Source organism: Bordetella genomosp. 9, assembly GCF_002119725.1.
Lineage (GTDB): Bacteria > Pseudomonadota > Gammaproteobacteria > Burkholderiales > Burkholderiaceae_B > Bordetella_C.
The window spans coordinates 1163078-1186929 of the sequence record NZ_CP021109.1; the positions used below are offsets into that span (position 1 = coordinate 1163078).

Annotated in this window: 23 protein-coding genes; 9 read left to right on the forward strand and 14 right to left on the reverse strand. The window is 66.5% G+C overall.

From position 1 onward, the window contains the following. The first annotated feature begins 142 nt into the window (after positions 1–142). Complete coding sequence (locus CAL13_RS05410) at positions 143–568, forward strand: hypothetical protein (RefSeq protein WP_086056458.1); 426 nt, start codon at positions 143–145, stop codon at positions 566–568. 44 nt (positions 569–612) lie between these two features. Here the strand turns inward: CAL13_RS05410 and CAL13_RS05415 are convergent, their stop codons facing one another. Then, on the reverse strand, positions 613–1785 hold the full coding sequence (locus CAL13_RS05415; protein ID WP_086059269.1) for a vWA domain-containing protein: 1173 nt from the start codon (positions 1783–1785) through the stop codon (positions 613–615). A gap of 47 nt (positions 1786–1832) precedes the next feature. Further along, complete coding sequence (locus CAL13_RS05420; RefSeq protein WP_086056459.1) at positions 1833–2705, reverse strand: AAA family ATPase; 873 nt, start codon at positions 2703–2705, stop codon at positions 1833–1835. Positions 2706–2876: 171 nt separating this feature from the next. Here CAL13_RS05420 and CAL13_RS05425 point away from each other — a divergent pair, with 171 nt between their 5' ends. After that, a complete protein-coding gene (locus CAL13_RS05425) occupies positions 2877–3230 on the forward strand; it encodes a c-type cytochrome (RefSeq protein WP_198297732.1) in 354 nt (117 codons plus the stop codon). 15 nt (positions 3231–3245) lie between these two features. Continuing rightward, positions 3246–3608 (forward strand): c-type cytochrome, encoded by a 363-nt coding sequence (locus CAL13_RS05430; RefSeq protein ID WP_086071754.1) that lies wholly within the window; start codon positions 3246–3248, stop codon positions 3606–3608. 66 nt (positions 3609–3674) lie between these two features. On the opposite strand, the gene CAL13_RS05435 is transcribed toward CAL13_RS05430, so the two are convergent. After that, a complete protein-coding gene (locus CAL13_RS05435) occupies positions 3675–4100 on the reverse strand; it encodes a DUF1841 family protein (RefSeq protein WP_086056461.1) in 426 nt (141 codons plus the stop codon). A 160-nt stretch (positions 4101–4260) separates the two neighbouring features. On the opposite strand from CAL13_RS05435, the gene icd reads away from it, so the two are divergent. After that, positions 4261–5520 (forward strand): NADP-dependent isocitrate dehydrogenase, encoded by a 1260-nt coding sequence (gene icd, locus CAL13_RS05440; protein WP_086071755.1) that lies wholly within the window; start codon positions 4261–4263, stop codon positions 5518–5520. Here icd and CAL13_RS21635 read toward each other — a convergent pair. Continuing rightward, positions 5435–6115 (reverse strand): helix-turn-helix domain-containing protein, encoded by a 681-nt coding sequence (locus CAL13_RS21635; RefSeq protein WP_086071756.1) that lies wholly within the window; start codon positions 6113–6115, stop codon positions 5435–5437. The genes icd and CAL13_RS21635 overlap by 86 nt on opposite strands. Positions 6116–6255: 140 nt before the next feature. Here CAL13_RS21635 and CAL13_RS05450 point away from each other — a divergent pair, with 140 nt between their 5' ends. Continuing rightward, positions 6256–6783, forward strand: coding sequence for a helix-turn-helix domain-containing protein (locus CAL13_RS05450; protein WP_157664398.1), 528 nt, complete (start codon positions 6256–6258; stop codon positions 6781–6783). A gap of 75 nt (positions 6784–6858) precedes the next feature. Here the strand turns inward: CAL13_RS05450 and kdpE are convergent, their stop codons facing one another. Genes kdpE through kdpF form a run of 6 tightly spaced genes read right to left on the reverse strand, consistent with a single transcriptional unit; the run spans position 6859 to position 15186 of the window. Beyond that, the gene (kdpE, locus tag CAL13_RS05455) at positions 6859–7551 is read right to left on the reverse strand and encodes a two-component system response regulator KdpE (RefSeq protein ID WP_086071757.1); all 693 of its coding nucleotides are present in this window, start codon (positions 7549–7551) and stop codon (positions 6859–6861) included. A gap of 10 nt (positions 7552–7561) precedes the next feature. After that, a complete protein-coding gene (locus CAL13_RS05460; protein WP_086071758.1) occupies positions 7562–10432 on the reverse strand; it encodes a sensor histidine kinase in 2871 nt (956 codons plus the stop codon). Between the two features lie 36 nt (positions 10433–10468). Next, positions 10469–11077, reverse strand: a complete 609-nt coding sequence (gene kdpC / locus CAL13_RS05465) for a potassium-transporting ATPase subunit KdpC (RefSeq protein WP_420042414.1) — start codon at positions 11075–11077, stop codon at positions 10469–10471. Between the two features lie 27 nt (positions 11078–11104). Then, complete coding sequence (gene kdpB / locus CAL13_RS05470) at positions 11105–13282, reverse strand: potassium-transporting ATPase subunit KdpB (RefSeq protein ID WP_086071759.1); 2178 nt, start codon at positions 13280–13282, stop codon at positions 11105–11107. A gap of 18 nt (positions 13283–13300) precedes the next feature. Next, complete coding sequence (kdpA, locus tag CAL13_RS05475) at positions 13301–15097, reverse strand: potassium-transporting ATPase subunit KdpA (RefSeq protein WP_086071760.1); 1797 nt, start codon at positions 15095–15097, stop codon at positions 13301–13303. After that, a complete protein-coding gene (kdpF, locus tag CAL13_RS05480) occupies positions 15097–15186 on the reverse strand; it encodes a K(+)-transporting ATPase subunit F (RefSeq protein ID WP_086056469.1) in 90 nt (29 codons plus the stop codon). The genes kdpA and kdpF overlap by 1 nt, the downstream gene beginning before the upstream one ends. Positions 15187–15752: 566 nt before the next feature. Between kdpF and CAL13_RS05485 the strand changes: the two genes are divergently transcribed. Together CAL13_RS05485 and CAL13_RS05490 are read left to right on the forward strand one after the other, a co-directional pair. After that, positions 15753–16025, forward strand: a complete 273-nt coding sequence (locus tag CAL13_RS05485; protein WP_086059271.1) for a DUF4212 domain-containing protein — start codon at positions 15753–15755, stop codon at positions 16023–16025. Between the two features lie 102 nt (positions 16026–16127). Continuing rightward, positions 16128–18299 (forward strand): sodium:solute symporter family protein, encoded by a 2172-nt coding sequence (locus CAL13_RS05490; protein ID WP_086071761.1) that lies wholly within the window; start codon positions 16128–16130, stop codon positions 18297–18299. On the opposite strand, the gene CAL13_RS05495 is transcribed toward CAL13_RS05490, so the two are convergent. Genes CAL13_RS05495 through trxB form a run of 3 tightly spaced genes read right to left on the reverse strand, consistent with a single transcriptional unit; the run spans position 18265 to position 20286 of the window. Further along, a complete protein-coding gene (locus CAL13_RS05495) occupies positions 18265–18594 on the reverse strand; it encodes a DMT family transporter (protein WP_086056471.1) in 330 nt (109 codons plus the stop codon). The genes CAL13_RS05490 and CAL13_RS05495 overlap by 35 nt on opposite strands. Next, positions 18591–19340, reverse strand: a complete 750-nt coding sequence (locus CAL13_RS05500; protein WP_086071762.1) for a Smr/MutS family protein — start codon at positions 19338–19340, stop codon at positions 18591–18593. Before CAL13_RS05500 ends, CAL13_RS05495 begins: the two co-directional genes overlap by 4 nt. Then, a complete protein-coding gene (gene trxB / locus CAL13_RS05505) occupies positions 19327–20286 on the reverse strand; it encodes a thioredoxin-disulfide reductase (RefSeq protein ID WP_086056473.1) in 960 nt (319 codons plus the stop codon). The genes CAL13_RS05500 and trxB overlap by 14 nt, the downstream gene beginning before the upstream one ends. A 43-nt stretch (positions 20287–20329) precedes the next feature. On the opposite strand from trxB, the gene CAL13_RS05510 reads away from it, so the two are divergent. Continuing rightward, positions 20330–22696, forward strand: coding sequence for a DNA translocase FtsK (locus tag CAL13_RS05510; RefSeq protein ID WP_086071763.1), 2367 nt, complete (start codon positions 20330–20332; stop codon positions 22694–22696). Further along, entirely contained in the window at positions 22696–23340 is a 645-nt protein-coding gene (gene lolA / locus CAL13_RS05515; RefSeq protein WP_086059272.1) for an outer membrane lipoprotein chaperone LolA, read from the forward strand. The genes CAL13_RS05510 and lolA overlap by 1 nt, the downstream gene beginning before the upstream one ends. Positions 23341–23428: 88 nt before the next feature. On the opposite strand, the gene CAL13_RS05520 is transcribed toward lolA, so the two are convergent. Beyond that, the gene (locus CAL13_RS05520; protein ID WP_086056475.1) at positions 23429–23842 is read right to left on the reverse strand and encodes a RidA family protein; all 414 of its coding nucleotides are present in this window, start codon (positions 23840–23842) and stop codon (positions 23429–23431) included. Between the last annotated feature and the right edge of the window lie 10 nt (positions 23843–23852).

A 23852-nucleotide genomic window follows, 5' to 3' on the forward strand; every position in this document is an offset into this window, starting at 1 on the left:
GGCGATAGGTTCCGGCCGTTGGCGCGTGGTTCCTGGATGCTGCGTGGCCGATCGGGCACGCCGCCTCGACGGCGCGCAGGGCGGGCAAGGTATATTTCCACCTCGCTTTTTATCGGCCCTGCATTTCGAGGAATCATTCCCGATGAATTTTTCGCGCAAGATCCTGTTTCTGTTGGCCGGCTGGAGCCTGTGCGCCGTCGCCGCGGCTCGCTCGCCGGTGATCGTGGATACCTATCCTCCCGCCAAGGGCGGGAAGGCGCCGCAGTACACCGTCGATGCGGAGACCCGGCGGCTGGACCGCAGGCAGCTCGGCATGGCCCTGGCCGCGGTCGGCAAGGACAAGAACCGCGGCGTCAACACGCCGGTGGCCGTGCTGATCGACCCTGCGCTCAGCCTGACCGACATCAACGCCGTCAGCCGCGTGGTGCGCCAATCTGGCATGAAGCATGTCCGCTATTTCGTTTACCAGGGCGACCGGTCCATGGTCTCGGAATTCGTCCCGAGCAACCCCGACAGCGCATTTCCGCGTTCGCGCCTGGAGTCGGAAATGATGGCGGCGCCCAAATAGGCCGCGCCGGCTGGCGCGGCATCGCGGCGCGCCGCCGGAAAACGTCATTTGGATAGCATGTGCATGGCCTGTTCGAGTCCCGCGACGGTGACGGGATACATGCGGTCGTGCATGATCTCGCGAAGGATGGCGATGGACTGGCGGTAAGGCCAAGAGGCCGTGGGCTCCGGATTCAGCCAGGCGGCCTTGGGCCAGGCCTCCAGCAGCCGCTGCAGCCATACCGCGCCCGCTTCCTTGTTCATGTGCTCCACCGAGCCGCCCGGCTGCAGTATTTCATACGGGCTCATGGTGGCGTCGCCGACGATGATCAATCGCCAGTCGGCGTTGTACTTGCGCAGTATGTCCCAGGTATCGAAGCTGTCGCTCTGGCGCCGGCGGTTGCTTTGCCAAAGGCGTTCGTAGGGACAATTGTGGAAGTAGTAGACCTCCAGGTGGCGGAATTCGCTGCGTGCCGCGGAAAACAGTTCTTCGACGCGGGCGATGTGGTCGTCCATGCTGCCGCCCACGTCCAGCAGCATCAGAACCTTCACGGTGTTGCGCCGTTCCGGCACCATGCGCAGGTCCAGATGCCCGGCGTTGCGGGCAGTGCTGGCGATCGTGTCGTCCAGGTCCAGCTCCAACTCGGAGCCCTGGCGCGCGAAACGCCGCAAGCGGCGCAGCGCCACCTTGAAATTGCGCGTTCCGAGTTCCAGCGTGTCGTCGTAGTCGCGGAACTGGCGCATGTCCCAGACCTTCACGGCGCTGCGGTTGCCGGCCGATTCCCCGCCGACCCGTATCCCTTCGGGGTGGTAGCCGCCGTTGCCGAAGGGCGATGTGCCGCCCGTGCCGATCCACTTGCTGCCCCCGGCGTGGCGGCCGGTCTGCTCGTGCAGCCTTTCCTTGAACAGCTGCATCAGCTTATCCCAGCCGTGCGTCTCGATGGCTGCTTTCTCTTCCGGCGTGAGCGTGCGTTCGAACGCCTTGATGAGCCAGTCCAGCGGGATTTCCTTGTCCGGCGGCAGCGCCGCAGCAATGCCGCGGTAGTAGGCGGCAAAAGCCTGGTCATAGCGGTCGAACAGGGTCTCGTCCTTGACCAGCGCCATGCGCGCCAGGTGATAGAAGTCGTCCAGCGTGGGCGGCATCAGCGACGTTCGCAGCGATTCGAGCAGCGTCAGGTATTCCTGCACCGAAACGGGCAGCTTGTGCGCGCGCAGATGGTAGAAGAAGTCGATCAGCATGGCGGCCTCCGTCGGCGCGGCCGGCGCATCGTTCAAGTCAACAGGCCCTAGCGCCGCTGGCCCGAGCGGGTCATGGCGGCCAGGCGCTCCAGCAAATGCATGTCCTGCTCGTTTTTCAAGAGCGCGCCCGCCATGAGCGGCACGGCGGTGGCCGCGTGCGCTTCGATCTGGCCCGCGGGAACGTTTTCGGCGAGCAGGAGCCTCAGCCAGTCCAGCAGCTCCGAGGTCGAAGGCTTCTTCTTGAGCCCGGGCGCTTCGCGCAGCGCGAAAAACGTGTCCAGCGCGGCCCGCAGCACGTCGGCGCGCAGCGTCGGGAAGTGAACGGCCACGATATCGCGCATGGTTTCGCGATCGGGAAAACGGATGTAGTGGAAAAAGCAGCGGCGCAGGAAGGCGTCCGGCAGGTCTTTTTCGTTGTTCGACGTGATGATGACAAGCGGGCGGTGCCTGGCCACGATGGTCTGCCGCGTTTCATACACATGGAACTCCATGCGGTCCAGCTCGCGCAGCAGATCGTTGGGGAACTCGATGTCCGCCTTGTCGATTTCGTCGATCAGGAGCACCACAGGCTCGGGCGCCTCGAAGGCCTGCCATAGCACGCCCTGGACGATGTAGTTGCGGATGTCGCGCACCTTCTCGTCGCCCAGCTGAGAATCGCGCAGGCGCGATACGGCATCGTATTCGTACAGGCCCTGGTGCGCCTTCGTCGTTGACTTGATATGCCATTGCAGCAGGGGCCGGCCGAGCGCCCGGGCGACTTCTTCGGCAAGCATGGTTTTGCCGGTGCCGGGTTCTCCCTTGATCAGGAGGGGGCGCTGCAGCGTCAGGGCGGCGTTGACGGCCAGCTTGAGATCGTCGGTGGCAACGTAGCGATCCGTGCCTTCGAATCGGGGCTGGGCGGCAGGGGAAGCGTCGGGCATGAGGAAGAGCCTCGCATGCGGCGGCCGCATGGGATACGGCCTTTCGTTGGCAATGGCCAATTATCGTACAATCAGTCGGTTTGCAGCCCGGAGGAGGCCGGTCCGCGAACCGTTCAGCAAAGCAGTTCCAGAAGTTCCAGCAACCAAAGCCGCCACATCAAGAGCCCATTCATGAAGTTGCGAACCACTGTAATGCGTAAGACGTCGCTGCTCGCCATCATGGTGTCCTGTGCCATCGTGGCGCCCGCGCATGCGGCCGACGGTGCCCAGGGCGGAAATGCCCAGGCCGGCAAGGGCAAAGTGTCCATGTGCATAGGCTGCCATGGCATTCCCGACTACAAGACCGCTTTCCCCGAGGTCTATCGCGTACCGATGATCGCCGGCCAGAACGCCAAATACATCGAGAACGCGCTTAACGCATACAAGAAGGGCGAGCGCAGCCATCCGAGTATGGACGCCATTGCGGGCAGCCTGTCCGATCAGGACATCGCCGACATCGCGGCGTATTACGCCAACCTCAAATAAGCAACGGGGACATTCATGAAACGCACGATCGTGACCCTGGCCGGGGTATTGCTGGGCGCAGCCGCCACCGTGTCGCAGGCCGGCGACCTGGATGCCGGCAAGGCGGTGTATCAGAAGTTCAACTGTGCATCGTGCCACGGCGCCGACGCCAAGACCCCGACAGATCCTTCGTATCCGATACTCGCGGGGCAGCACGAAGACTTTCTGCGCCATGCGCTCACGGCGTACAAGCGCGGCCAGTCCGGCGCGGCGTCCACCGCGAATATCCGCAAGAACCCCATCATGGGGGCATTCGCGGCGCAGCTCAGCGATACCGACATCGACAACGTCGCGGCCTGGCTGGCCAGCCAACCCAGCGATCTGGGCAGCCGCAAGTGACGTTGGCGGCTCCGCAGGCCGCATTGATCCCATCCATTCGCAGCGGCGGCGCCAGGCCGCATCGCCTCAGCGCTCCGCGCGTTGGCGGATAAGGTCGATATAGGTATCGCTATCCAGCGGTTTGCCCAGCCGCTGCGCTTCCCACACAACCTGTCCAAGGCATTCCATGATTTCGTGCGCCGCATGGTGTGCGTCGCTGCGCGCGACCAGCTTCTGGTAGGCAGCGCGGATGCCCGGCGGGTGATCGATGGATAGTTGTTCCGCGATCGCCAGGTGCATCGACAGGTGCAGGAAAGGATTCGTGCGGCCCTTTTCGACCGGATATTCCGCCGTCATGGCATCCTGGCTTCCCAGGTCGTCATGGTATTCCGGATGCTCGACGATCCAGTCGATCGCCATGGATTCCAGCGGGGTCAGCACGTCGCCGTCGCGGTGCTTGCGCCAGGCTTCGATGAAAAACTCGCGCACTTGGTCGCGTGACGGATTGAACATGATGTGGGGACGGCAAAGATGCGTGTCGGTGTACCGCCATTTTACCCGCCGCCCCCGGCAGTCCGCGGTGAAGAGGCTGCCGCCAGCAGGGGAATCCCTGCCGTGCACACGCCTGGGCAGATAGAATGCGGGCATATATCCAGCAGGATACGGAGCATCCATGTCGTACCAGCACATCCAGACCCCGGCGACGGGCGGCAAAATCGCGGTCAATCCGGACGGCACGCTGAACGTGCCGGATCAGCCCGTCATCCCTTATATCGAAGGTGACGGCGTCGGCGTGGATATCACGCCGGTGATGAAGGCCGTCGTGGACGCCGCCGTGGAAAAGCGCTACGGCGGCAAAAGGCGTATCCACTGGATGGAGGTCTACGCGGGCGAGAAAGCCACGCGGCGTTACGGCCCCGACATGTGGCTGCCGGAAGAAACGCTGCGCGCTTTGCGCGAGTACGTGGTTTCCATCAAGGGCCCGCTGGCGGCTGCGCCGGTGGACGGCGGGGTCCGTTCGCTTAACGTCGCGCTGCGCCAGGAACTGGACCTGTATGTCTGCCTGCGCCCGGCGCGATATTTCCGCGGCGTCCCTGCGCCGTTGCGGGAACCGGAAAAAACCGACATGGTGATTTTCCGGGAGAATTCCGAGGACATCTACGCGGGAATCGAATTCGCTGCCGGTTCGGACGCCGCCCGCGAGTTGATCGATTTCGTGCAAAACCGCTTCCACGTCAAGCACCTGCGTTTTCCGGACTCCTCGGCGATTGGCCTCAAGCCCGTGTCGCGCGAGGGTACGCGCCGGCTGGTCCGCAAGGCGGCGCAGTATGCCATCGACCATGACCGCGCGACACTGACCCTGGTGCACAAGGGCAACATCATGACCTACACCGAAGGCGGTTTCCGCGATTGGGGTTATGAATTGCTGCGCGAGGAATTCGCTGCCGTGCAGATCGACGGCGGCCCGTGGTGCCGATTCCGGAACCCCCGCACAGGAAGAGAAATCGTTGCAAAAGACATCATGGTTGACGCTTTTCTGCAACAATCCATGCTGCGTCCAAGCGAGTTCGACGTCATCGCAACCATGAATTTGAACGGCGACTATATCTCTGCGGCGGTGGCGGCGCAGGTCGGCGGCATTGGCATTACGCCGGGCGCCAATATGTCGGATTCGGTGGCCATGTTCGAGGCCACGCATGGCACGGCGCCCAAATACGCCGGCAAGGACTATGTCAATCCGGGCTCGGAAATCCTGGCGGCCGCCATGATGCTGCGCCACCTGGGCTGGACGGAAGCGGCGGATCTGATTATTGCCAGTATGGAAAAAGCCATCCTGGCCAAAAAGGTCACTTTCGATTTCGCCCGTCTGTTGCCTGGCGCGGAGCAGGTTTCATGCTCCGGTTTCGGCCGGGTGATGATCGAGAATATGTAACGCCGTCCGGACCCTCGCCATCCGTCGGGGGCCGGTCCTGCGGCTCCGAAGCCGTTTCCGGTACACCGCTGTCCTGCCCGTCCCGTTGGGGATGGGCATGTCGGGCGGGGTGGCCCCTCGCGTCGTCCGCATCGTCCCCGCCAACCGGCCGCTCATCGACGTCGCCGGCATTGGCCGCATGTCCATCCACATTGCGCGCATTCGCGGCCTGTTTATCGCGGACAAGATTATCCGGCTCGTGTCCGTCGCCATCGACGGCGGGGCGCAGCGGATCGGCCACGCCGTCGCGCGCCTGGTTTTCCGCGGCGAGCGATTTGACGTATGCCACGACTTTTCTTTGCACATGCGCGGGCAGCGCATTGTAGGCAAGCAGCAAGTCCGCCAGATCGTCATCCCGGGTATAGAACCACGGCGTTGGAATGTTCAGCGCCTGGGCCAGCCTTTCGATAAGGAAAAACCCAGGCGTGTGCTTGCCACGCTCGTATTGATTCATCCGCGAGCTTGCGGACATTTCGTCCAAGCCGGCTAGCGTTCCCAACCTTTCCTGGGAAAGGCCCGCGCGTAGTCGTGCCTCTTTCAGCCTGCTGGTTAGCATGAATAGGTGCCTCGTTTACACCTGGCGATGGTGGTCCATTTTCACGGCTGACTCCCTAAGAATTTCGTAGTGGCGAAAGTATCGCCAGATTTGTAAAATGTATCTTTCTGATACGTCGCGTTTTTTGCGGGGCGTCGAAATTGTCAACTTACTCCGCTATCGATAAACATCGGGGGCCCCCTGGCGAAATTCCCAGCCGGGAACTGCAGGCAGCGCTGATGCAGCTGGAGGCGGACCTGCGCAAATTGGCCTCGACGGTGCACCTATTGTCGTCCTTCCTTGGGCAGGGCGGCGGTTTTTCGCGATTTGGCGCCGCTGGAGCGGACGACCGGATACCGGAAACCGGCCAAACCGGCGCGCGATGGCGTTTGCGGGAAGGCGGGTGGACACTCGTGTCCCCGCACGGCCAGCGCCTTGCGCTGACGACGCTGGAGCGAAAATTCATGATCGCCCTGTTCGAGGCGCCGAAGCGAAGCCTTCCGCGCAACGACGTCGGCATCCTGACCACGGGCCGGGGCGATGCGAACGGCAAGTCGACTTCTCCCCGCGGCGTGGACGTCATGGTGAGCCGGCTGCGGCGCAAGGCCCAGGCGGTGGGCATGCCCTTGCCTTTGCGGTCCGTGCGCCGCTGGGGCTATATGTTCACCGAAGAGGCGGAAGTCGAGTAGGCAGCCGCGGGGCGTGGCCGCTGGGGTAGCCGCCCGGATAGTAGTAGCTTCAGCGCGGCGTTGCCGCGATAGGACTCAGCCCGCGAAGCGATACCCGACGCCGACTTCCGTCAGCAGGTAGACCGGCTGTGCGGGATCCGTTTCCAGCTTCTGCCGCAAGTGCCCCATGTAGATCCGCAGGTAGTGATTGCTTTCCACGTGCGACGGTCCCCACACCTCGCGCAGCAGTTCCCGGTGCGTCATGACTTTGCCCCGATGCGCGATCAGCGCCGCGAGCAGGCGGTATTCCATGCCGGTCAGATGCACGTGCTGGCCGCTGCGCTGTACGACGCGGCGCGAGAAATCGACGCGGACGTCGCCGAAGACGATTTCCGCCGGATTGCCGGCGCCGCCGCGTGCGTGGCGGCGCAGCAGCACGCGCAGGCGCGCCAGCAGTTCCCCCACGCCGAAGGGCTTGACGAGATAGTCGTCCGCTCCGGCGTCCAAAGCCGCGATTTTGTCGGTCTCGGCCGTTCGCGCCGACAGCACCAGCACCGGCACCTCCGTCCATGCGCGCAGTTCGCGTATCAGCGTCATGCCGTCGCCATCGGGCAGGCCGAGGTCCAGGATGATCAGGTCCGGCTGCCGTGTGCCGGCTTCGATCAGCCCGCGCCGCACGGTCTCGGCTTCGGAGACCGCGCAGCCCTCCTCCTGCAGGGCCGTGCGGACGAAGCGGCGGATGTTCGCGTCGTCTTCGATCAGCAGAATGGCGGGATGAAAATCGAACATGTCTTCCCTGTCATGGCGTATGCGCTGGCCCGGCCGGCGCCGCAGCCGCGACGCCTTCCACCGGCGGTTCCGGAGCGATGGCGGGCGCCTGCCCCAAGGGCAGCAGGATGACGAAGCGCGCGCCGGCATAGGGCGGTTCGCCCGGCTCGACCCAGATGCGGCCTTGATGCGCCTGCATGATGGCCTGGCATACGGCCAGGCCCAGCCCTGCGCCAGGCGTGGCGGATTCCCGTTCGCCGCGTACGAACTTTTCGAAGACCGTTTTTTCCTGCCCGGCGGGGATGCCGGGTCCATCGTCGGCCACGCGCATCAGAAGATCGTGCTCGCGCGGCAGGGCGTCGATATGCACGTGGCTGCACGGGGGCGTGTACTTGGCGGCGTTCTCCAGAAGATTGCACAGCACCCGCTGCATCAGTACGCCATCGCATTCGACCAGCGGCAGATCCGAAAGCGGCGCCACGGATATGTGGTGCCGGCGCAGCGGTTCCCGCATCTCGGCGATGGCCGCGCCCACCAGTTCTTCCACCGACTGCCATTCCTTGCGCAAAGCGACTTCACGGTTCTGCAGGCGCGCCATGTCGAGCAGGTTCACCACCATGGCGTGCATGCGCCGGGTTTGCTCCCGCATGGCGAGCACGATGTCGCGCTGCCCCGGCGCCAGCGCAGCCGGATCGCGCATCAGCGTGTCAGTCATGCCGACCAGGCTGGTCAGCGGCGTGCGCAGATCGTGGGAGATGGCCGACAACAGCGAACTGCGCAGTTGTTCCGACGCCATGTTGACCAGCGCCTGTTGCGCGACCTGCACGTAGTGCACGCGTTCGATCGCGATGGCGATCAGTGTGGCGTAGGCGTCCAGGTGCGGCCGTTCCGGCGAGGTCATGAAGGCCGCGCCGCCGGGCGGCTCCAGCACCAGTACCCCGCGAGTGCGCATGGGCGCTTTCAACGGCAGATAGAGCAGCGGGCTTGCGGACAAGGTGCCGGTGCCGCAGCCGGCGGGCTGCCCATGGTCGGAGACCCATTGCGCGAGCGCGGTTTCGATGTGCAGCGGCGTATCGGGATGGGCGGAACCCAGGCGGTCGTCGTCGCCGGCCAGGAGCAGCGCGCAGGGGCGCCCGAAGGCGGCGTTCAGATAGGAGGACGCCGCCGCGGCGATCTGCTCGGGCATCAGCGCCGACGACAGCTCGCGCGCGAACTCGTACAGGCCGCGCGCCACGCTTTCGCGCCGCGCCGACGCCAGCGCCAGCTGCCGCAGCCCGGCCGTCAACTGGCCGATCAGCAGGCCCGCCGTCAGCAGCACGAAGAAGGTGACCAGGTACTGCACGTCCGACACCGCGAAGGACCGCGTGGGCTGCACGAAGAAGAAATCGAAGGCGGCGACGCTGATCACCGAGGCCAGCGCCGCCGGCCCGCGTCCGTGGCGCAACGCCACGGCCATCACCGCCAGCAGATAGAACATGGCGATATTCGTTTGGTGCAGGGCGGGGAAAGCCGCCAGGGACAGCGCCGTGGCGACGGCGCAATGGACGCAGGCCCAGGCATAGCGGACCGCGCCGGGCCGCGGGGCCGGCTGCGCGCGGCCCGGCGCGTCGCCGGCGCGCGGGCCGCCATCTCCGGCTCGTGGCGCGCCATCGCGAAGATGGGGCGCGCCCAGGCGCCTGGCTGGCCCGCGCGCGGAAGCCGGTTGCGCAGGCGCGGCCAGGCGGATGACGTCCAGCTCCGGGCAGCCGGCGGCCAGCAAGTCGGCGAAGCTGCGGCGCCGCCAGAGACCCGCCGGCGACAGCAGGGCGGCCAGCCACGCGCGCCAGCGCTTGCCCAGGCCGCCGCCGGCACGGGTGCGGCCGATGACCGCCTTGGTGACATTGTGCCGGCGGACGTAGCCGACCAGCGACTGCACCAGATCGGCGCCGCCCAGCGTTTCGACGCGGGCATCCAGCTCGCGCGCGGCGGCCAGCGCAGCTTGCAGCGCCAGCCGCTGCGACGGCGAGGGCGCGATCAGGCTGGGCGCCTCCACCGTGACGACGTGCAGTTCGCCGTCCAGCTGCTGCGCCAGGCGGTGCGCGGCGCGCACCACGTACTCGGCCTCGTCGTCCGCGGCCAGGCAGGCCATGACGGCCTCGCGCGTGCGCCATACGGTGTCGACCGCGCGGTCGCGCCGGTAGGCCTGCACGTCGTCGTCGACGCGCTCGGCCATGCGGCGCAGCGCCAATTCGCGCAGCGCGATCAGGTTGCCCTTGCGAAAGAAGTTGCGGGCCGCGTGGCGCGCCTGTTCCGGCAGATATACCTTGCCGTCACGCAGGCGCCGCAGCAGCTCGTCTGGCGGCAGGTCCACCAGCACCACTTCATCGGCTGCGTCGAACAGGCGGTCCGGCACGGTCTCCCAAACGGGGATGCCGGTGATGCTGCCCACCGCCTGGTTCAGGCTGTCGAGGTGCTGGGCGTTGAGCGTGCTCCAGACGTCGATGCCGGCGGCCAGCAGTTCCTCGACGTCCTGCCAGCGTTTGGCGTGGCGCGCGCCCGGGGCATTCGAATGCGCGAGTTCATCGACCAGCACCAGGGCGGGGCGCCGCGCCAGCGCGCCGTCCAGATCGAACTCGGGCAGCACGTGGCCGCGGTAGGCGTAGTCCCGGCGCGGCAGCAGCGGGATGCCGTCCAGCAGCGCGGCGGTTTCCCGGCGGCCGTGGGTTTCCACGACCCCGGCCAGCACGTCAACGCCGAGGGCGTGCTGGGCCGCCGCGGCCGCCAGCATGGCGTAGGTCTTGCCCACGCCGGCCGATGCGCCGAAATACAGGCGAAGCCGGCCGCGGGCCGCGCGCTGGGCCGCCCCATCGATGTCCCGCAGCAAGGCGTCGGGATCGGGGCGTTCGGGAGGGGGGCTGGACATGGTGTCGTCGGGGGGCGGGACAGCGTCACTATATCCCTATCGCACCGCCTTCACGCCGTCCAGGTCCAGGTTCAGCGCCAGCACGTTGACGACCGGCTCGCCGAGCAGGCCGAAGAAGGGCCGGCGCGTGTGCGCCTCCACCCGTTTGGCGACCTCCAGCGTGCTCATATTGCGCGCCCGCGCCACGCGGGCGATCTGGTAGTCCGCCGCAGCCAGGCTGATGTCCGGATCCAGCCCGCTGCCCGACGCGCTGATCAGGTCCACCGGAATGGGCCGGGCATTGTCGGGATCCGCGGCGTGCAGCGCCTCGATGCGCGCCTTGGCCGCCTGCGCCAGCGCCGGATTGCGCGGCCCCAGGTTGGAGCCGCCGGAGGCCGACGCGTTGTACGGCATGGGAGCGGTGGCCGACGGGCGTCCCCAGAAGTACTTGGGCGAGGTGAACTGCTGGCCGATCAAAGCCGACCCCAGCACCTGGCCGTTCCGTTCGATCATCGAGCCGTTGGCTTCGCGCGGAAACAGCAGTTGCGCGACGCCGGTGGTGGCGTAGGGATAGAGCAAGCCGGTGATGACGCTCAGGATGGCGAAGACGGCCAGCGCGGGCCGCAGCACGCCGCCCTGCATCGTGGACTTTTCTTGCATATTCATGATGATTTCCTCACAGGGCGCGCCGGCTCAAGTCCAGCCCAGCGCCGCCAGGACCATGTCGACCAGCTTGATGCCGATGAAGGGCACCAGCAGGCCGCCCAGGCCGTAGATGAACAGGTTCCGCCGCAGCAGCACGCCCGCGCCCAGCGGCCGGTACCTGACGCCCTTGAGCGCCAGCGGGATCAGCACCACGATGATCAGCGCGTTGAAGATCACGGCCGACAGGATGGCTGATTGCGGCGTTGCCAGGCGCATGACGTTCAGTACGCCCAGTTGCGGATAGACGGTGGCGAAGGCGGCCGGGATGATGGCGAAGTACTTCGCCACGTCGTTTGCCACGCTGAAGGTCGTCAGCGCGCCGCGCGTCATCAGCATCTGCTTGCCGATTTCCACGATCTCGATCAGCTTGGTGGGGTTGGAATCCAGGTCCACCATGTTGCCGGCTTCCTTGGCGGCCTGGGTGCCCGAGTTCATTGCGACGGCGACGTCGGCCTGCGCAAGCGCGGGGGCGTCGTTGGTGCCGTCGCCGGTCATCGCCACCAGGCGGCCTTCGCTCTGGTAGGCGCGGATCAGCTTCAGCTTGGCTTCGGGCGTGGCTTGCGCCAGGTAGTCGTCGACGCCGGCTTCGGCCGCGATGGAGGCCGCGGTCAGCGGGTTGTCCCCGGTGATCATGACCGTTTTGATGCCCATGCGGCGCAGCTCGCCGAAGCGCTCCTTGATGGCGGGCTTGACCACGTCCTTGAGTTCGACCACGCCCATGACGCGGCGGCCGTCGGCCACGGCCAGCGGCGTGCTGCCGCGGCGCGCGACGTCCTCGGCCGCGCGGATCACCGCAGGATCCATGGTGACGCCCATCTCGGCCAGCCATTGCCGGATGGCGTCGACCGCGCCCTTGCGCACCTGTCGCGTTCCCTGGTTCACGCCGCTCATGCGGGTATGGGCGCTGAAGGGCACGAATTCCAGGCCGGGCAGGGGGCGCGCCGGCGCGTGCAGGGCCTTGTCTGCCAGAAGCACGATGCTGCGCCCTTCGGGCGTATCGTCGGCCAGCGAGGCCAGGCGCGCGGCTTCGGCCAGTTCGCGCGGCGCGACGCCGGGCGCGGGCAGCAGCGCGCTGGCCTGGCGGTTGCCGAAGGTGATGGTGCCGGTCTTGTCGAGCAGGAGCACGTCGACGTCGCCGGCGGCTTCCACCGCGCGGCCGGACATGGCGAGCACGTTGGCCTGCATCATGCGGCTCATGCCCGCCACGCCGATGGCCGACAGCAGGCCGCCAATGGTGGTGGGGATCAGGCAGACCAGCAGGGCCACCAGCGCCGTCACGGTTACCACCTGGCCCGCCTTGGCGGCTTCCACCGAATACAGCGAGAAGGGCAGGAGTGTGACCGTGACCAGCAGGAACACCACCGTCAGGCCCACCAGCAGGATGGTAAGCGCCAGTTCGTTCGGCGTCTTCTGCCGCTTCGCGCCTTCCACCATGGAGATCATGCGGTCCAGGAAGCTTTCGCCGGGATTGGCCGCGATGCGCACGAACAGCCAGTCCGACAGCACGCGCGTGCCGCCCGTGACCGACGAGAAGTCGCCGCCGGATTCGCGGATCACCGGCGCCGATTCGCCGGTGATGGCGCTTTCGTCGACGGAGGCCACGCCCGCGAGCACCAGGCCGTCGCCGGGGATGATTTCGCCCGCTTCGACCAGCACCACGTCGCCTTTGCGCAACTCGCCCGAATGGCGCGCGACGCCGCGGTCGCGGTAGGCCGCGGGGTGGGCGCCCGCCGCATCGGCATCGTGGAAATCGCGCAGCACACGCGCCGTGATGGTCGTGCGCAAACCGCGCAGCGTCGCGGCCTGCTGCTTGCCGCGGCCCTCGGCCAACGCTTCGGCGAAGTTGGCGAACAGCACGGTGAACCACAGCCACACCGCCACACCGAAGATAAACCCCGCCGGCGCCTCGGCCTGGCCGCGCAGCGCCATGATCCACAGGAACGTCGTCAGGATGCTGCCGACGTAGACCACGAACATCACGGGGTTCTTCAGCTGGGCGGAGGGCGCCAGCTTGCGCAGGCTGTCCATCAGCGCCGGCGCCAGCAGCGCCGCGGAAAAGAACTGGAAGTCGCGCGGCGGCAAGCCGGCCGCCTCGTGGGGGGCCGCCTGCGGCGTCGCTTGTGTCGCGACGGCCGCCAGGGCGTCGCCATTGGAATGCTTGGCCATGTTGATGTTCCAGCGTTATCAGGGTTGCAGGTGTTCCGCCACGGGGCCAAGCGCCAGCGCCGGCACATAGGTCAGCGCGCCGACGAGCAGGACCGACCCGATGAGCAGGATCACGAAGAGGACGCCGGTGGTCGGCATGGTGCCCGGGCCGGCGGGAACGCGGTGCTTGCGCGCCAGCGAACCCGCCATCGCCAGGACGGGCACGATCGCGCCGAAGCGGCCGAACCACATCGCGAGGCCCAGCAGGGTGTTGTAGAAGGGCGTGTTGGCCGACAGCCCCGCAAAGGCGCTGCCGTTGTTGTTCGCGGCCGACGTCAGGGCGTACAGGATTTCCGAAAACCCGTGCGTGCCGGGGTTGAATACGCCCGCCTTGCCGGCCGTCAGGGTGACGGCCAGCGCGGTGCCCGCCAGCACCAGCAGCGGCGTGATCAGGATGACGATGGACACCATCTTCACTTCGTGGGCTTCGATTTTCTTGCCCAGGTACTCCGGCGTGCGGCCTATCATGAGGCCCGCGATGAAGACGGCCAGAATGGCGAAGGCCAGCATGCCGTAGAGTCCTGAGCCGACGCCGCCGAACACGACCTCTCCGAGCTGCATGAGCAGCATGGGCGGCAGGCCGCCCATGGCCGTGAAGGAATCGTGCATGCCCGCCACGGCGCCGCAGGATGCGGCGGTCGTCGCCGTGGCGAACAGCGCCGTCGGACCTATGCCGAAGCGCGCTTCCTTGCCTTCCATATTGCCGCCCGGCGACAGCGCCACGGATCCGCTGTCCGCCGCCGCCTGAGCCAGCATGGGGTTGGACTGGTATTCGTAATGGCCCGTCGCCACGGCAAGGGCCGCGAACAGCACGACCATCGAGGCCAGCACCGCAATGCCCTGGCGCCGGTCCCCCACCATCTGCCCGAAGGTGAAGCAAAGGGCCGCCGGGATGATGAGCATCGCCAGGATTTCCAGGAAGTTGGACAGCGGCGTCGGGTTCTCGTAGGGATGCGCCGAGTTCGCATTGAAAAAGCCGCCGCCGTTCGTCCCCAGCATCTTGATCGCTTCCTGCGAGGCGACCGGGCCCATGGCGATCGTCTGCGTGTGCGCCGTCACCGATACAGTCAACGGCTGACCTTTCTCGTCCAGGGCGGGTTGTCCGTTGGCGTCCATCCTGGGCTGCATGTACGCGACCGGCTCCAGCAGCGGGACATCGCGATAGGAGGCGAGGTTCTGGATCACGCCCTGTCCGGCCAGGACGACGGCCAAAAGGAAGGCCAGCGGCAATAGCACATACAGCGTGCCGCGCACCATATCGACCCAGAAGTTGCCAACGGTGGCAGCGCCATGCCGCGCGAATCCGCGGATCAGCGCGAGCAGCACGGCGATCCCGGTCGCCGCGGAGACGAAGTTCTGCACCGTCAGTCCCAGCATCTGGGTGAGGTAGCTCATCGTGGTCTCGCCCGCGTAGCCCTGCCAGTTGGTATTGGTCGCGAAGCTGATCGCGGTGTTGAGCGCCGAGTCGGGCGAGACGGCGCCCATACTCGCCGGATTGAGCGGCAGCAGACCCTGGGAACGCTGCAGCACGTAGGTGAAGACGGCGCCGATGGTGCCGAACGCCAGCACTGCGGTGGCGTAGCGTTTCCAGCCCATTTCGGCGGCGGCATTCACGCCTGCGATGCGGTAGATCAGCCGCTCCAGCGGCCGCCCCCAGGCCGACCATCGTGAGCGCCCGTTTTCCATGACTTCGTGGATATAGCGGCCCAGCAAGGGGGCGAGCGCAAGCAGCACTGCCAGCAGGAATGCCAGCAGGCCCAGGTATCGGGCTTCCATCAGAATTTCTCCGGCTTGAACAGCGCCACCAGCAGGTAGACGAAAAGAAACAGCGCCAGCGCGCCGCTGATCAGGTAAAGCCAGTTCATGGGAGGTTTCCTTTTTCCAGCGCGTCGCAGAACGCGATCAGCGCAAGGCTGAGTGTGGCCATGATGGCGAACGCGGCCAGGCATAAAGCGTCCATGGTGGTGGTCCCTCGGTCCTCTAATAAGGCGGCCGCCGCAGGCGTGCAGACGCGCGGGCGGACAGGCAGCAGCTTAGGGAGCCAGCCATAAAAACGGGGTAAAGCTTCGGGAAGGCGGTGTAAACGGGATATAAAGACGCGACTCGTCTCCGCCGGGACGGCTTCGAATGCACCATTCTGGTGCGACTGGTCGGCTTGCGGCGGCCGGCGTGCGCCGTCCTAGGGCATACCCCTAGTGTTTCACTCCCGGATATGGTGCAGAATCCTGTCCCATGCAGGTGAGGAGACAAATGCCCCAAGAAGGGCAGAAACCGGGCGGCACCGGTACATAAATAAAGCTGTATCTAGAAGAGCAAACGCACAACGGCTGGCACCATGAAGTGCCAGCCGTTGTCGCATTCAGCGCACGACTCGCTCGCGATCCGCGCGATCCGTGCAAGTCGGGCCCAACATGGCTCCGTCATGGCGCATATGCCGACATCGCGTACTCACGACTCCGGCCGCGACAGCGCCGGCAACACTTCAGGCCCATCCTGGGCAAGCAACGTCAGGCGCATCGCCGTGCTGCTTGCGCTGTGGGCCGCACTGACCATCCTGCCCGTTTACTTCGGCCCGCGGCTCTCGTTTTCCTTCCTGGGCTGGCCTTTCTCTTATTGGATGGCGGCCTATGGCGTTCCGCTGGCCTTCCTGCTCATCGTGGTCGGGTATGCGGCCATCATGAACGGCGCGGGCGACACGGACTGACATGCTGCCCGCCGCCCATGACGCCGGCATGACCGTCCCTGCCGTGCCGCGACGCCGCGGCGCGCGCCGGCGTCGCGTGCGGACGAGGGCGAGGACGCGCTGATGCCCGGCGGCGGCAAGATCTCGCGCGAGCTGGACGTGCGGCTGCGGCGCATATATGTGCTGTACGCCGCGGGGTTCGGGTTGCTGATCCTGTTGCTCGCGCTGCTCGAAGTCATGGGCATGCCGCACAACTGGATCGGTTATGTCTTTCTTCTGGTCACCTTCACCTTGTATGCCGGCATAGGCATCGTCTGCCGGACCTCGGACCCTGTCGAGTACTACGTCGCCGGCCGCCGCGTGCCCGCGTTCTACAACGGCATGGCGACGGCCGCCGACTGGATGTCGGTGGCGTCCTTCATCGGCGTGGCCGGCACGCTTTACGTCAGCGGATACGCCGGCCTGGCGTACGTGATGGGGTGGACCGGCGGGTATGTCCTGGTGGCGCTGCTGCTGGCGCCGTATCTGCGCAAGTTCGGGCAATACACCGTGCCGGACTTCCTCGGCGCGCGATACGGGGGCAATCTGCCGCGGCTGGCGGGCGTCGTTTGCGCCGTACTGTGTTCCTTCACCTATCTGGTGGCGCAGATTTACGGCGTGGGAATCATCACCACCCGCATGACAGGCATTTCCTTCGAACTTGGCATTTTCCTGGCCCTGGGCGGCATGCTGGTGTGTTCCTTCCTGGGCGGCATGCGGGCGGTTACGTGGACGCAGGTCGGCCAGTTCATCATTTTGATCATCGCCTACGTCCTGCCCGTGATCTGGCTGTCCATCAAATTCACCGGCATGGCGGTCCCGCAGGCAGGGGCGGCGGTCGCCTTGCAGCACGTGGTCCAGGCGGAAACCCGTCTGCAGGACGATCCGGCGGAACAAGCGGTGCGCCGCGAATGGGCGTCCCGGGCCGCCCGCATGGACGCGCTGCTGCGTACCTTGCCGGAATCCTGGGAGCAGGAGCGCGCGCGCTTGCGCGACCGTGTTGCGCAATTGAATGCCGCCGATGCGCCGATGCTCGAGATCCGCTCGGTGGAACGGGAGCTGGCCGCCTATCCGGCCACCCCCGAGGAAGCGCGCAGCCGGTGGTATCGCGATCGCCAGGAATTTCGCGCGCGGGCGCGGGCGCCGACGCCGCCGGCTCTGCCCGTGCCTGGCGGGCCGGACGGCGGCACGCGCAATTTCCTGGCGCTGGTGCTGTGCCTCATGCTGGGCACCGCCGGTTTGCCGCACATACTCATGCGCTCGTACACCACGCCGTCCGTGCGTGCCGCGCGGCGGTCCGTGTGCTGGACCCTGCTGTTCATCCTGCTGCTGTACCTGTTGGCGCCGGCGCTGGCGATCCTGGTCAAGTACGTCATCTACACGCACCTGGTGGGCGCCCATTACAGCGGCTTGCCCGATTGGGTGGCCGCGTGGAGCGCCATCAGTCCGGCCCTGGTCGATGTGGTGGACGTGAACGGCGACGGCATCGTCCAGCTGGGCGAAATCCATATCGGCGCCGACGTGGTCGTGCTGGCCTTGCCGGAGATCGGCGGACTGCCCTATGTGGTGTCCGGGCTCGTCGCGGCGGGCGGGCTGGCGGCCGCGCTGTCCACGGCCGACGGGTTGCTGCTGACCCTCTCCAATGCGCTGTCGCACGACATGTGGTACCGGGTCGTGTCGCCCCGCATGACCCCGGCGCGGCGCGTCATGGTGTCCAAGATCCTGCTCCTGGTGGCGGCCTTTGCCGCGGCATGGGTGGCGGCGCGCCGGCCCGCCGACATCCTGATCATGGTTTCGGCAGCCTTCTCCCTGGCCGCGTCATCGTTTTTTCCCGCACTGGTCATGGGCGTGTTCTGGAAGCGCGCCAACAAATGGGGCGCGGTGACGGGAATGGCCATGGGACTGGCGGTGGCCTTCGGTTATATGGCCCATACCCACCCCTGGCTGCGCGAACTGGTGTTCGGCATTCCGCCAACCGCGCCCGCGGCGCTGTGGTGGGGCATACAGCCGCTGGCGGCCGGCGTATTCGGCGCCCCTGCCGCCTTTCTGACCATCGTGGTCGTGTCCTTGCTGACGCCTCGTCCGGATGCCGCGACCGAGGCCCTGGTCGCGTATGTGCGAGACCCCCGGCGCGCGGGCGGCCGCCCGGAATCGCTCCTGCATGGCGTGGGCGAAGGCAGCGCCGCGCCGCCCGGGCAGACCACGGGCAACGCCGCGTCGCTCAGCCCCGCACCGACGAGGAAAAAACATTCATGACGACGACCCCGGCGATGATTAGCGCCATGCCGACAAGCGCAGGCAAATCCAGCCGCTGGTCGAAAAACACGAAGCCGACGAGGGTGATGAGGGCAATGCCTACGCCGGACCAGATGGCATAGGCCACGCCCATCGGCATCTGGCGCAGCGTCAGCGAAAGAAAATAGAAGGCAACGCCATAACCCACGACCGTGACGGCAGACGGCAGGAAGCGGGAAAAGCCGTCCGATGCCTTCAGCGCACTGGTGCCGATGATCTCGGCCACGATGGCCGTGAATAGATATACCCACTTCACCGGCGCGTCTCCTCGCCTTGCCGCAACAGCACGAGCAGGGCGCCGGCGCCGCCTTCGCGTTCCGGCGCTTCGGAAAACGCCATGACTTGCGGCTTTTGTACCAGCCAGGTCCGGACCTTGTCCTTCAAAACAGGCGTCAGCCCTTCGGAGCCGTATCCCTTGCCATGCACGATGCGCACGCAGCGTATGCCGTGTTCCAGGCATTCGTCGATGAAGGACAGCGCGGCATGGCGCGCCTGCTCCACGCGCAGCCCGTGCAAGTCCAACTCGGCGCCGGCCGGCCATTGTCCCCGGCGCAGCCTGCGCGCCGAATCCGGCGCGGCGTCGGCGCGGACGAAAGCGGTGCCGCCTTCCGAGAGCAGATGGGTGACGTCGCCGTCCGACACGCCGGCATCGGCACGCCGGGCCGTTTCGCCCAGCGCGGACGCGCGGCGCTGGGCCGCGATGGCGCCCGCGTCGGCGCGATGCGCGTGCACGACGCGGTTGCCGGACGGCAAGGGCGTGACAGCCCGCATCGCCTGTCGAAATGCGCGCAGGTCGGCTTGAGGATCTTCGGCGGCTGGATCGGAGCCGTCTTGCGGCCCCGTGCCGCGCTCGGGCAGGCGCGCTGTCCCGCGGGCCGTGTTTTCATGGCGCGTCATCGCGCGCGCGGCGGCCTGCGCCGCCGCTTCTTCCTGGCGCCGCTGCGCCAGGGCCTGTTCCCGCAGACGTTTCAGGTCGGCGAAGCCGCCCTTACTGCCCCGCATTCTCCAGCCACCGCTGTGCGTCCAGGGCCGCCATGCAGCCAGAGGCGGCGCTGGTGATCGCCTGCCGATAGACGTGGTCCTGTACGTCGCCCGCGGCGAAGACGCCGGGCACGGAAGTCATGGTGGCCATGCCCGACAGGCCGCTCTTGGTGACGATGTAACCGTCTTTCATGTCGAGCTTGCCCTGGAAAATGTCGGTGTTCGGATGATGGCCGATGGCGATGAACGCGCCCATGGCGGCCAGGTCCTCGGTCTGCCCCGTCTGGTTGTTGCGGATGCGCACGCCGGTGACGCCGCTGTCATCGCCCAGGACTTCTTCCAGCTCGGAGAACAGCTTCAAACGCATGTTGCCGTTCTGCACCTTGTCCATCATGCGATCGACCAGGATCGGCTCGGCGCGGAACTTGTCGCGGCGGTGAATGACCGTGACGGTGCGGCAAATGTTGGAGAGATAAAGGGCCTCTTCGACGGCGGTGTTGCCGCCGCCGACCACCACAACGTCCTGGTTCTTGTAGAAGAACCCGTCGCAGGTGGCGCATCCCGACACGCCGCGGCCCATGAACGCTTCTTCCGAAGGCAGGCCGAGATACTTGGCGGACGCGCCGGTGGCGATGATCAGCGCGTCGCAGGTATAGACGTTGCCCGTGTCGCCGGTGAGCGTGAAGGGGCGTTGCGCCAGATCCACGCTGGCGATGTGGTCAAACACGATTTCGGTGTTAAAACGTTCGGCGTGCTGCTGGAACCGCTGCATCAGCTCGGGGCCTTGCACCCCTTGCGCGTCGGCCGGCCAGTTGTCGACTTCCGTCGTCGTCATCAGTTGTCCGCCCTGCGCGAGCCCGGTGATCAGCACCGGTTTCAGGTTGGCTCGCGCGGCGTATACGGCGGCGGTATAGCCGGCCGGACCGGAGCCGAGAATCAGCAATTGGGCATGTTTGGGAGTCGTCATCGGGCACGCTAAGCAAAGTGGATGCCCAATTATAATGAGGCCTATGCCGCGTATTTCAACCGCTTCTCCGCGCGCCTCGCGCAACACGCGCAACGGTCCGTCGCCGTTGCAGATCCGAATTTCCTCCCTGCTTCGCGAAGCCCGCTGGATACTCTTCGCGGCGCTGGCGGCGTGGCTGACCCTCGTGCTGGCCACTTGGAGCCCCGCCGACCCCGGCTGGTCGCATTCGGTCCCGGGCGGCGTCGTGCACAACAAGGGCGGAATGCTGGGCGCCTACCTGGCCGACATCCTGCTCTATCTGTTCGGGTTTTCCGCCTGGTGGTGGGTCGTGCTGCTGCTGCACCGCGTGCGCGCCGGCTACCGGCGCCTGGCGGGCCAGTTGCGCACGCCTTCCGGCAATGCCGAGCCGCTGCCGCGCGTGCGTTGGGAGCAGGGCGTCGGTTTCGCGATGCTGCTCATCGGTTCCATGGGGCTGGAAGCGCTGCGCCTGTACACGCGCGGCACCCATCTGCCGGGCAGCGCGGACACCGGCAGCGGCGCGGGCGGCGTTATTGGCCATACGCTGGCGGAGCAGTTGTCGGGCGCGGTGGGCTTCACGGGGGGCACGCTGGCCTTCCTGGTGCTGGTGGCCATCGGCCTGAGCCTGTTTTTCTCGTTCTCCTGGCTGGTCATCGCCGAACGCGTCGGCGGCGCCATCGAAGGCGTGGTGCGGCGCGCGCGCGAGCGGGTCGACGCGCGCCAGGACCGCAAGCTGGGCGAGGTTGCCCAGGCCGCGCGTAGCGAGCAGGTGGTGGCCAAGCAGGAAAAACTGGTGCACGAGCAGCCGGTGCGCATCGAGCCCGCCATTACGGTGGTGCCCAAGTCCGATCGCGTCGAGCGCGAGAAACAGCAGACACTGTTCTCGCCGCCCGCCGGCGAGGGCGACCTGCCCACCATCAGCCTGCTCGACCCGCCGCCGGTCATGCAGGAAACCGTCTCCGCGGAAACCATCGAATTCACGTCGCGCCTGATCGAGAAGAAGCTGGCGGATTTCGGCGTATCGGTCACCGTCGTGGCGGCGCAGGCGGGCCCCGTGATCACGCGCTACGAGATCGAACCGGCCACGGGCGTCAAGGGCAGCCAGGTGGTGAACCTGGCGAAGGACCTGGCGCGTGCGCTGAGCCTGGTCAGCATCCGCGTGGTCGAAACCATCCCCGGCAAGAACCTGATGGGCCTGGAGCTGCCCAACCCGCGCAGGCAGATGGTCAAGCTGTCGGAGATCCTGGGTTCGCAGACGTATCACGCCAGCGCTTCGACGGTGACGATGGCGCTGGGCAAGGACATCGCGGGCAACCCCGTTGTCGCCGATCTGGCCAAAATGCCCCACCTGCTGGTGGCCGGCACCACGGGTTCCGGGAAGTCCGTGGGGATCAACGCCATGATCCTCTCGCTGCTGTACAAGGCCGACGCATCGCAGACGCGGCTGATCCTGATCGATCCGAAGATGCTCGAAATGAGCGTCTACGAAGGCATTCCGCATTTGCTCGCGCCGGTGGTCACGGATATGCGGCAGGCCGCCAACGCGCTGAACTGGTGCGTGGCCGAAATGGAGAAGCGCTACCGGCTCATGAGCAAGATGGGCGTGCGCAACCTGGCCGGCTACAACACCAAGATCCGCGACGCGATCAAGCGCGAAGAGCCTATCCCGAATCCCTTCTCGCTGACGCCTGACCAGCCCGAGCCGCTGCAGCCGCTGCCCACCATCGTCGTGGTCATCGACGAACTGGCTGACCTGATGATGGTCGTCGGCAAGAAGATCGAAGAACTCATCGCACGGCTGGCGCAAAAGGCGCGGGCCGCCGGCATTCACCTGATCCTGGCGACCCAGCGCCCCAGCGTGGACGTGATCACCGGCCTGATCAAGGCCAACATCCCGACCCGTATCGCGTTCCAGGTGTCGTCCAAGATCGACTCACGCACCATCCTCGACCAGATGGGCGCCGAAACGCTGCTGGGCCAGGGCGACATGCTGTATATGCCGCCGGGCACCGGGCTGCCGGTGCGTGTGCACGGCGCTTTCGTTTCCGACGACGAAGTGCATCGCGTCGTCGAACACCTGAAGGCGCAAGGCGAACCGAACTACATCGAGGGCCTGCTCGAGGGCGGCGTGGAAGGGGAGACCGGCGATGGCGTGGGCAGCGTGACCGGCCTGACCGACAGCGAATCCGATCCTATGTACGACCAGGCCTGCGAGGTCGTGCTCAAGCACCGCCGCGCTTCGATTTCGCTGGTGCAGCGGCATCTGCGCATCGGCTACAACCGCGCGGCGCGGCTGCTCGAACAGATGGAGCAGGCGGGCATGGTGTCGGCCATGCAATCCAATGGCAACCGGGAAATTCTTGTCCCCGCTTCGGCGCGTGAGGAAGCATGATGCGAGTACTGCGAAATCTGGCGGCGGCCGCCATGACGGGGGCCATTGCGGCGGCCCTGTGCATGCCCGGCATGGCGCGGGCAGCCACCGCGCAGGAACAGCTGCACGCCTTCGTCACCTCGGTCACGGCGGCCAGCGGATCCTTCACCCAGGCCACCAGCGGCGGACAGGCGTCGCAGCCGCGTCCGCCGCAAAGCGGCACCTTCTCCTTCCAGCGCCCCGGCAAGTTCCGCTGGGCCGTGCAAAAGCCGTACGAGCAATTGATCGTCTCGGACGGGAAGCAGGTCTATCAATACGATCCCGACCTGGCTCAGGTTACCGTGCGCAAGGTCGACCAGGCCATCGGGACGTCGCCCGCGGCCATCCTGTTCGGGTCGGGATCGCTGGAGCAGTCATTCGATGTCTCGGCCTTGCCGGCCAAGGACGGCCTGGAGTGGCTGCGCGCCAAGCCGCGCAGCACCGACGCGGGTTTTTCCCGCGTGGACATCGGTTTCCGGAACAACGAACCGGTGCGTATCGAGCTGCTCGATGCCTTCGGCCAGACCACGCGCGTGGATCTGTCGAACATCGTGCCGAATCCCCGGATCGACGCCCAGGACTTCCAGTTCACGCCGCCCAAGGGCGTGGACGTCGTGCACATGTAAGGCGCGCGTTTCGCGGCGTCCAGCCCGCGCCGCCGCGGCCATGTACGGCGGCGCAGCGCAGCCCCATGCATCGGTCAGGAATCAACCGTTACGGCTTTTTGTAGGCGACGCAGTCGATTTCGACTTTCGCGTCGACCACCAGGCGGGATTCGACGCAGGCGCGCGCGGGCGGGTTCTGGCCGAAATAGGATTTGAACACTTTATTGAACGACGCAAAGTCGCGTGCGTCGGCCAGCCACACCCCGCAGCGCACGACGTGTTCCGGGCCGTAGCCGGCCTGCTTCAGGATGGCGAGCAATTGCTGGATGGCCTTGTGGGCCTGAGGCACGATCCCGCCTTCGACCACTTCGCCGTCTTCCATGGGCACCTGGCCCGATACGTACAGCCAGCCGTCGGCGGCCACGGCGCTGGAAAAGGGCATGTGCGCGCCGCCGCCGCCGGTGCTGCCGGCCGCGCCGTAACGCGTGATGCCATTGCCGTCAGGTTGGGGAATATCGCTCATCAGTACGCTC

Coding starts and splice junctions, on each gene's coding strand:
- CAL13_RS05415 (WP_086059269.1), bottom strand. CDS start 1,785: ATGCTGATCGACTTCTTCTACCATCTGCGCGCGCACAAGCTGCCCGTT.
- trxB (WP_086056473.1), bottom strand. CDS start 20,286: ATGACGACTCCCAAACATGCCCAATTGCTGATTCTCGGCTCCGGTCCG.
- kdpE (WP_086071757.1), bottom strand. CDS start 7,551: ATGTTCGATTTTCATCCCGCCATTCTGCTGATCGAAGACGACGCGAAC.
- CAL13_RS05435 (WP_086056461.1), bottom strand. CDS start 4,100: ATGTTCAATCCGTCACGCGACCAAGTGCGCGAGTTTTTCATCGAAGCC.
- CAL13_RS05425 (WP_198297732.1), top strand. CDS start 2,877: ATGAAGTTGCGAACCACTGTAATGCGTAAGACGTCGCTGCTCGCCATC.
- icd (WP_086071755.1), top strand. CDS start 4,261: ATGTCGTACCAGCACATCCAGACCCCGGCGACGGGCGGCAAAATCGCG.
- CAL13_RS05490 (WP_086071761.1), top strand. CDS start 16,128: ATGCCCGGCGGCGGCAAGATCTCGCGCGAGCTGGACGTGCGGCTGCGG.
- kdpB (WP_086071759.1), bottom strand. CDS start 13,282: ATGGCCAAGCATTCCAATGGCGACGCCCTGGCGGCCGTCGCGACACAA.
- lolA (WP_086059272.1), top strand. CDS start 22,696: ATGCGAGTACTGCGAAATCTGGCGGCGGCCGCCATGACGGGGGCCATT.
- CAL13_RS05510 (WP_086071763.1), top strand. CDS start 20,330: ATGCCGCGTATTTCAACCGCTTCTCCGCGCGCCTCGCGCAACACGCGC.
- CAL13_RS05410 (WP_086056458.1), top strand. CDS start 143: ATGAATTTTTCGCGCAAGATCCTGTTTCTGTTGGCCGGCTGGAGCCTG.
- CAL13_RS05420 (WP_086056459.1), bottom strand. CDS start 2,705: ATGCCCGACGCTTCCCCTGCCGCCCAGCCCCGATTCGAAGGCACGGAT.
- kdpC (WP_420042414.1), bottom strand. CDS start 11,077: ATGAATATGCAAGAAAAGTCCACGATGCAGGGCGGCGTGCTGCGGCCC.
- CAL13_RS05520 (WP_086056475.1), bottom strand. CDS start 23,842: ATGAGCGATATTCCCCAACCTGACGGCAATGGCATCACGCGTTACGGC.
- CAL13_RS21635 (WP_086071756.1), bottom strand. CDS start 6,115: ATGCTAACCAGCAGGCTGAAAGAGGCACGACTACGCGCGGGCCTTTCC.
- CAL13_RS05485 (WP_086059271.1), top strand. CDS start 15,753: ATGCCGACATCGCGTACTCACGACTCCGGCCGCGACAGCGCCGGCAAC.
- kdpF (WP_086056469.1), bottom strand. CDS start 15,186: ATGAACTGGCTTTACCTGATCAGCGGCGCGCTGGCGCTGTTTCTTTTC.
- CAL13_RS05460 (WP_086071758.1), bottom strand. CDS start 10,432: ATGTCCAGCCCCCCTCCCGAACGCCCCGATCCCGACGCCTTGCTGCGG.
- CAL13_RS05500 (WP_086071762.1), bottom strand. CDS start 19,340: ATGCGGGGCAGTAAGGGCGGCTTCGCCGACCTGAAACGTCTGCGGGAA.
- kdpA (WP_086071760.1), bottom strand. CDS start 15,097: ATGGAAGCCCGATACCTGGGCCTGCTGGCATTCCTGCTGGCAGTGCTG.
- CAL13_RS05430 (WP_086071754.1), top strand. CDS start 3,246: ATGAAACGCACGATCGTGACCCTGGCCGGGGTATTGCTGGGCGCAGCC.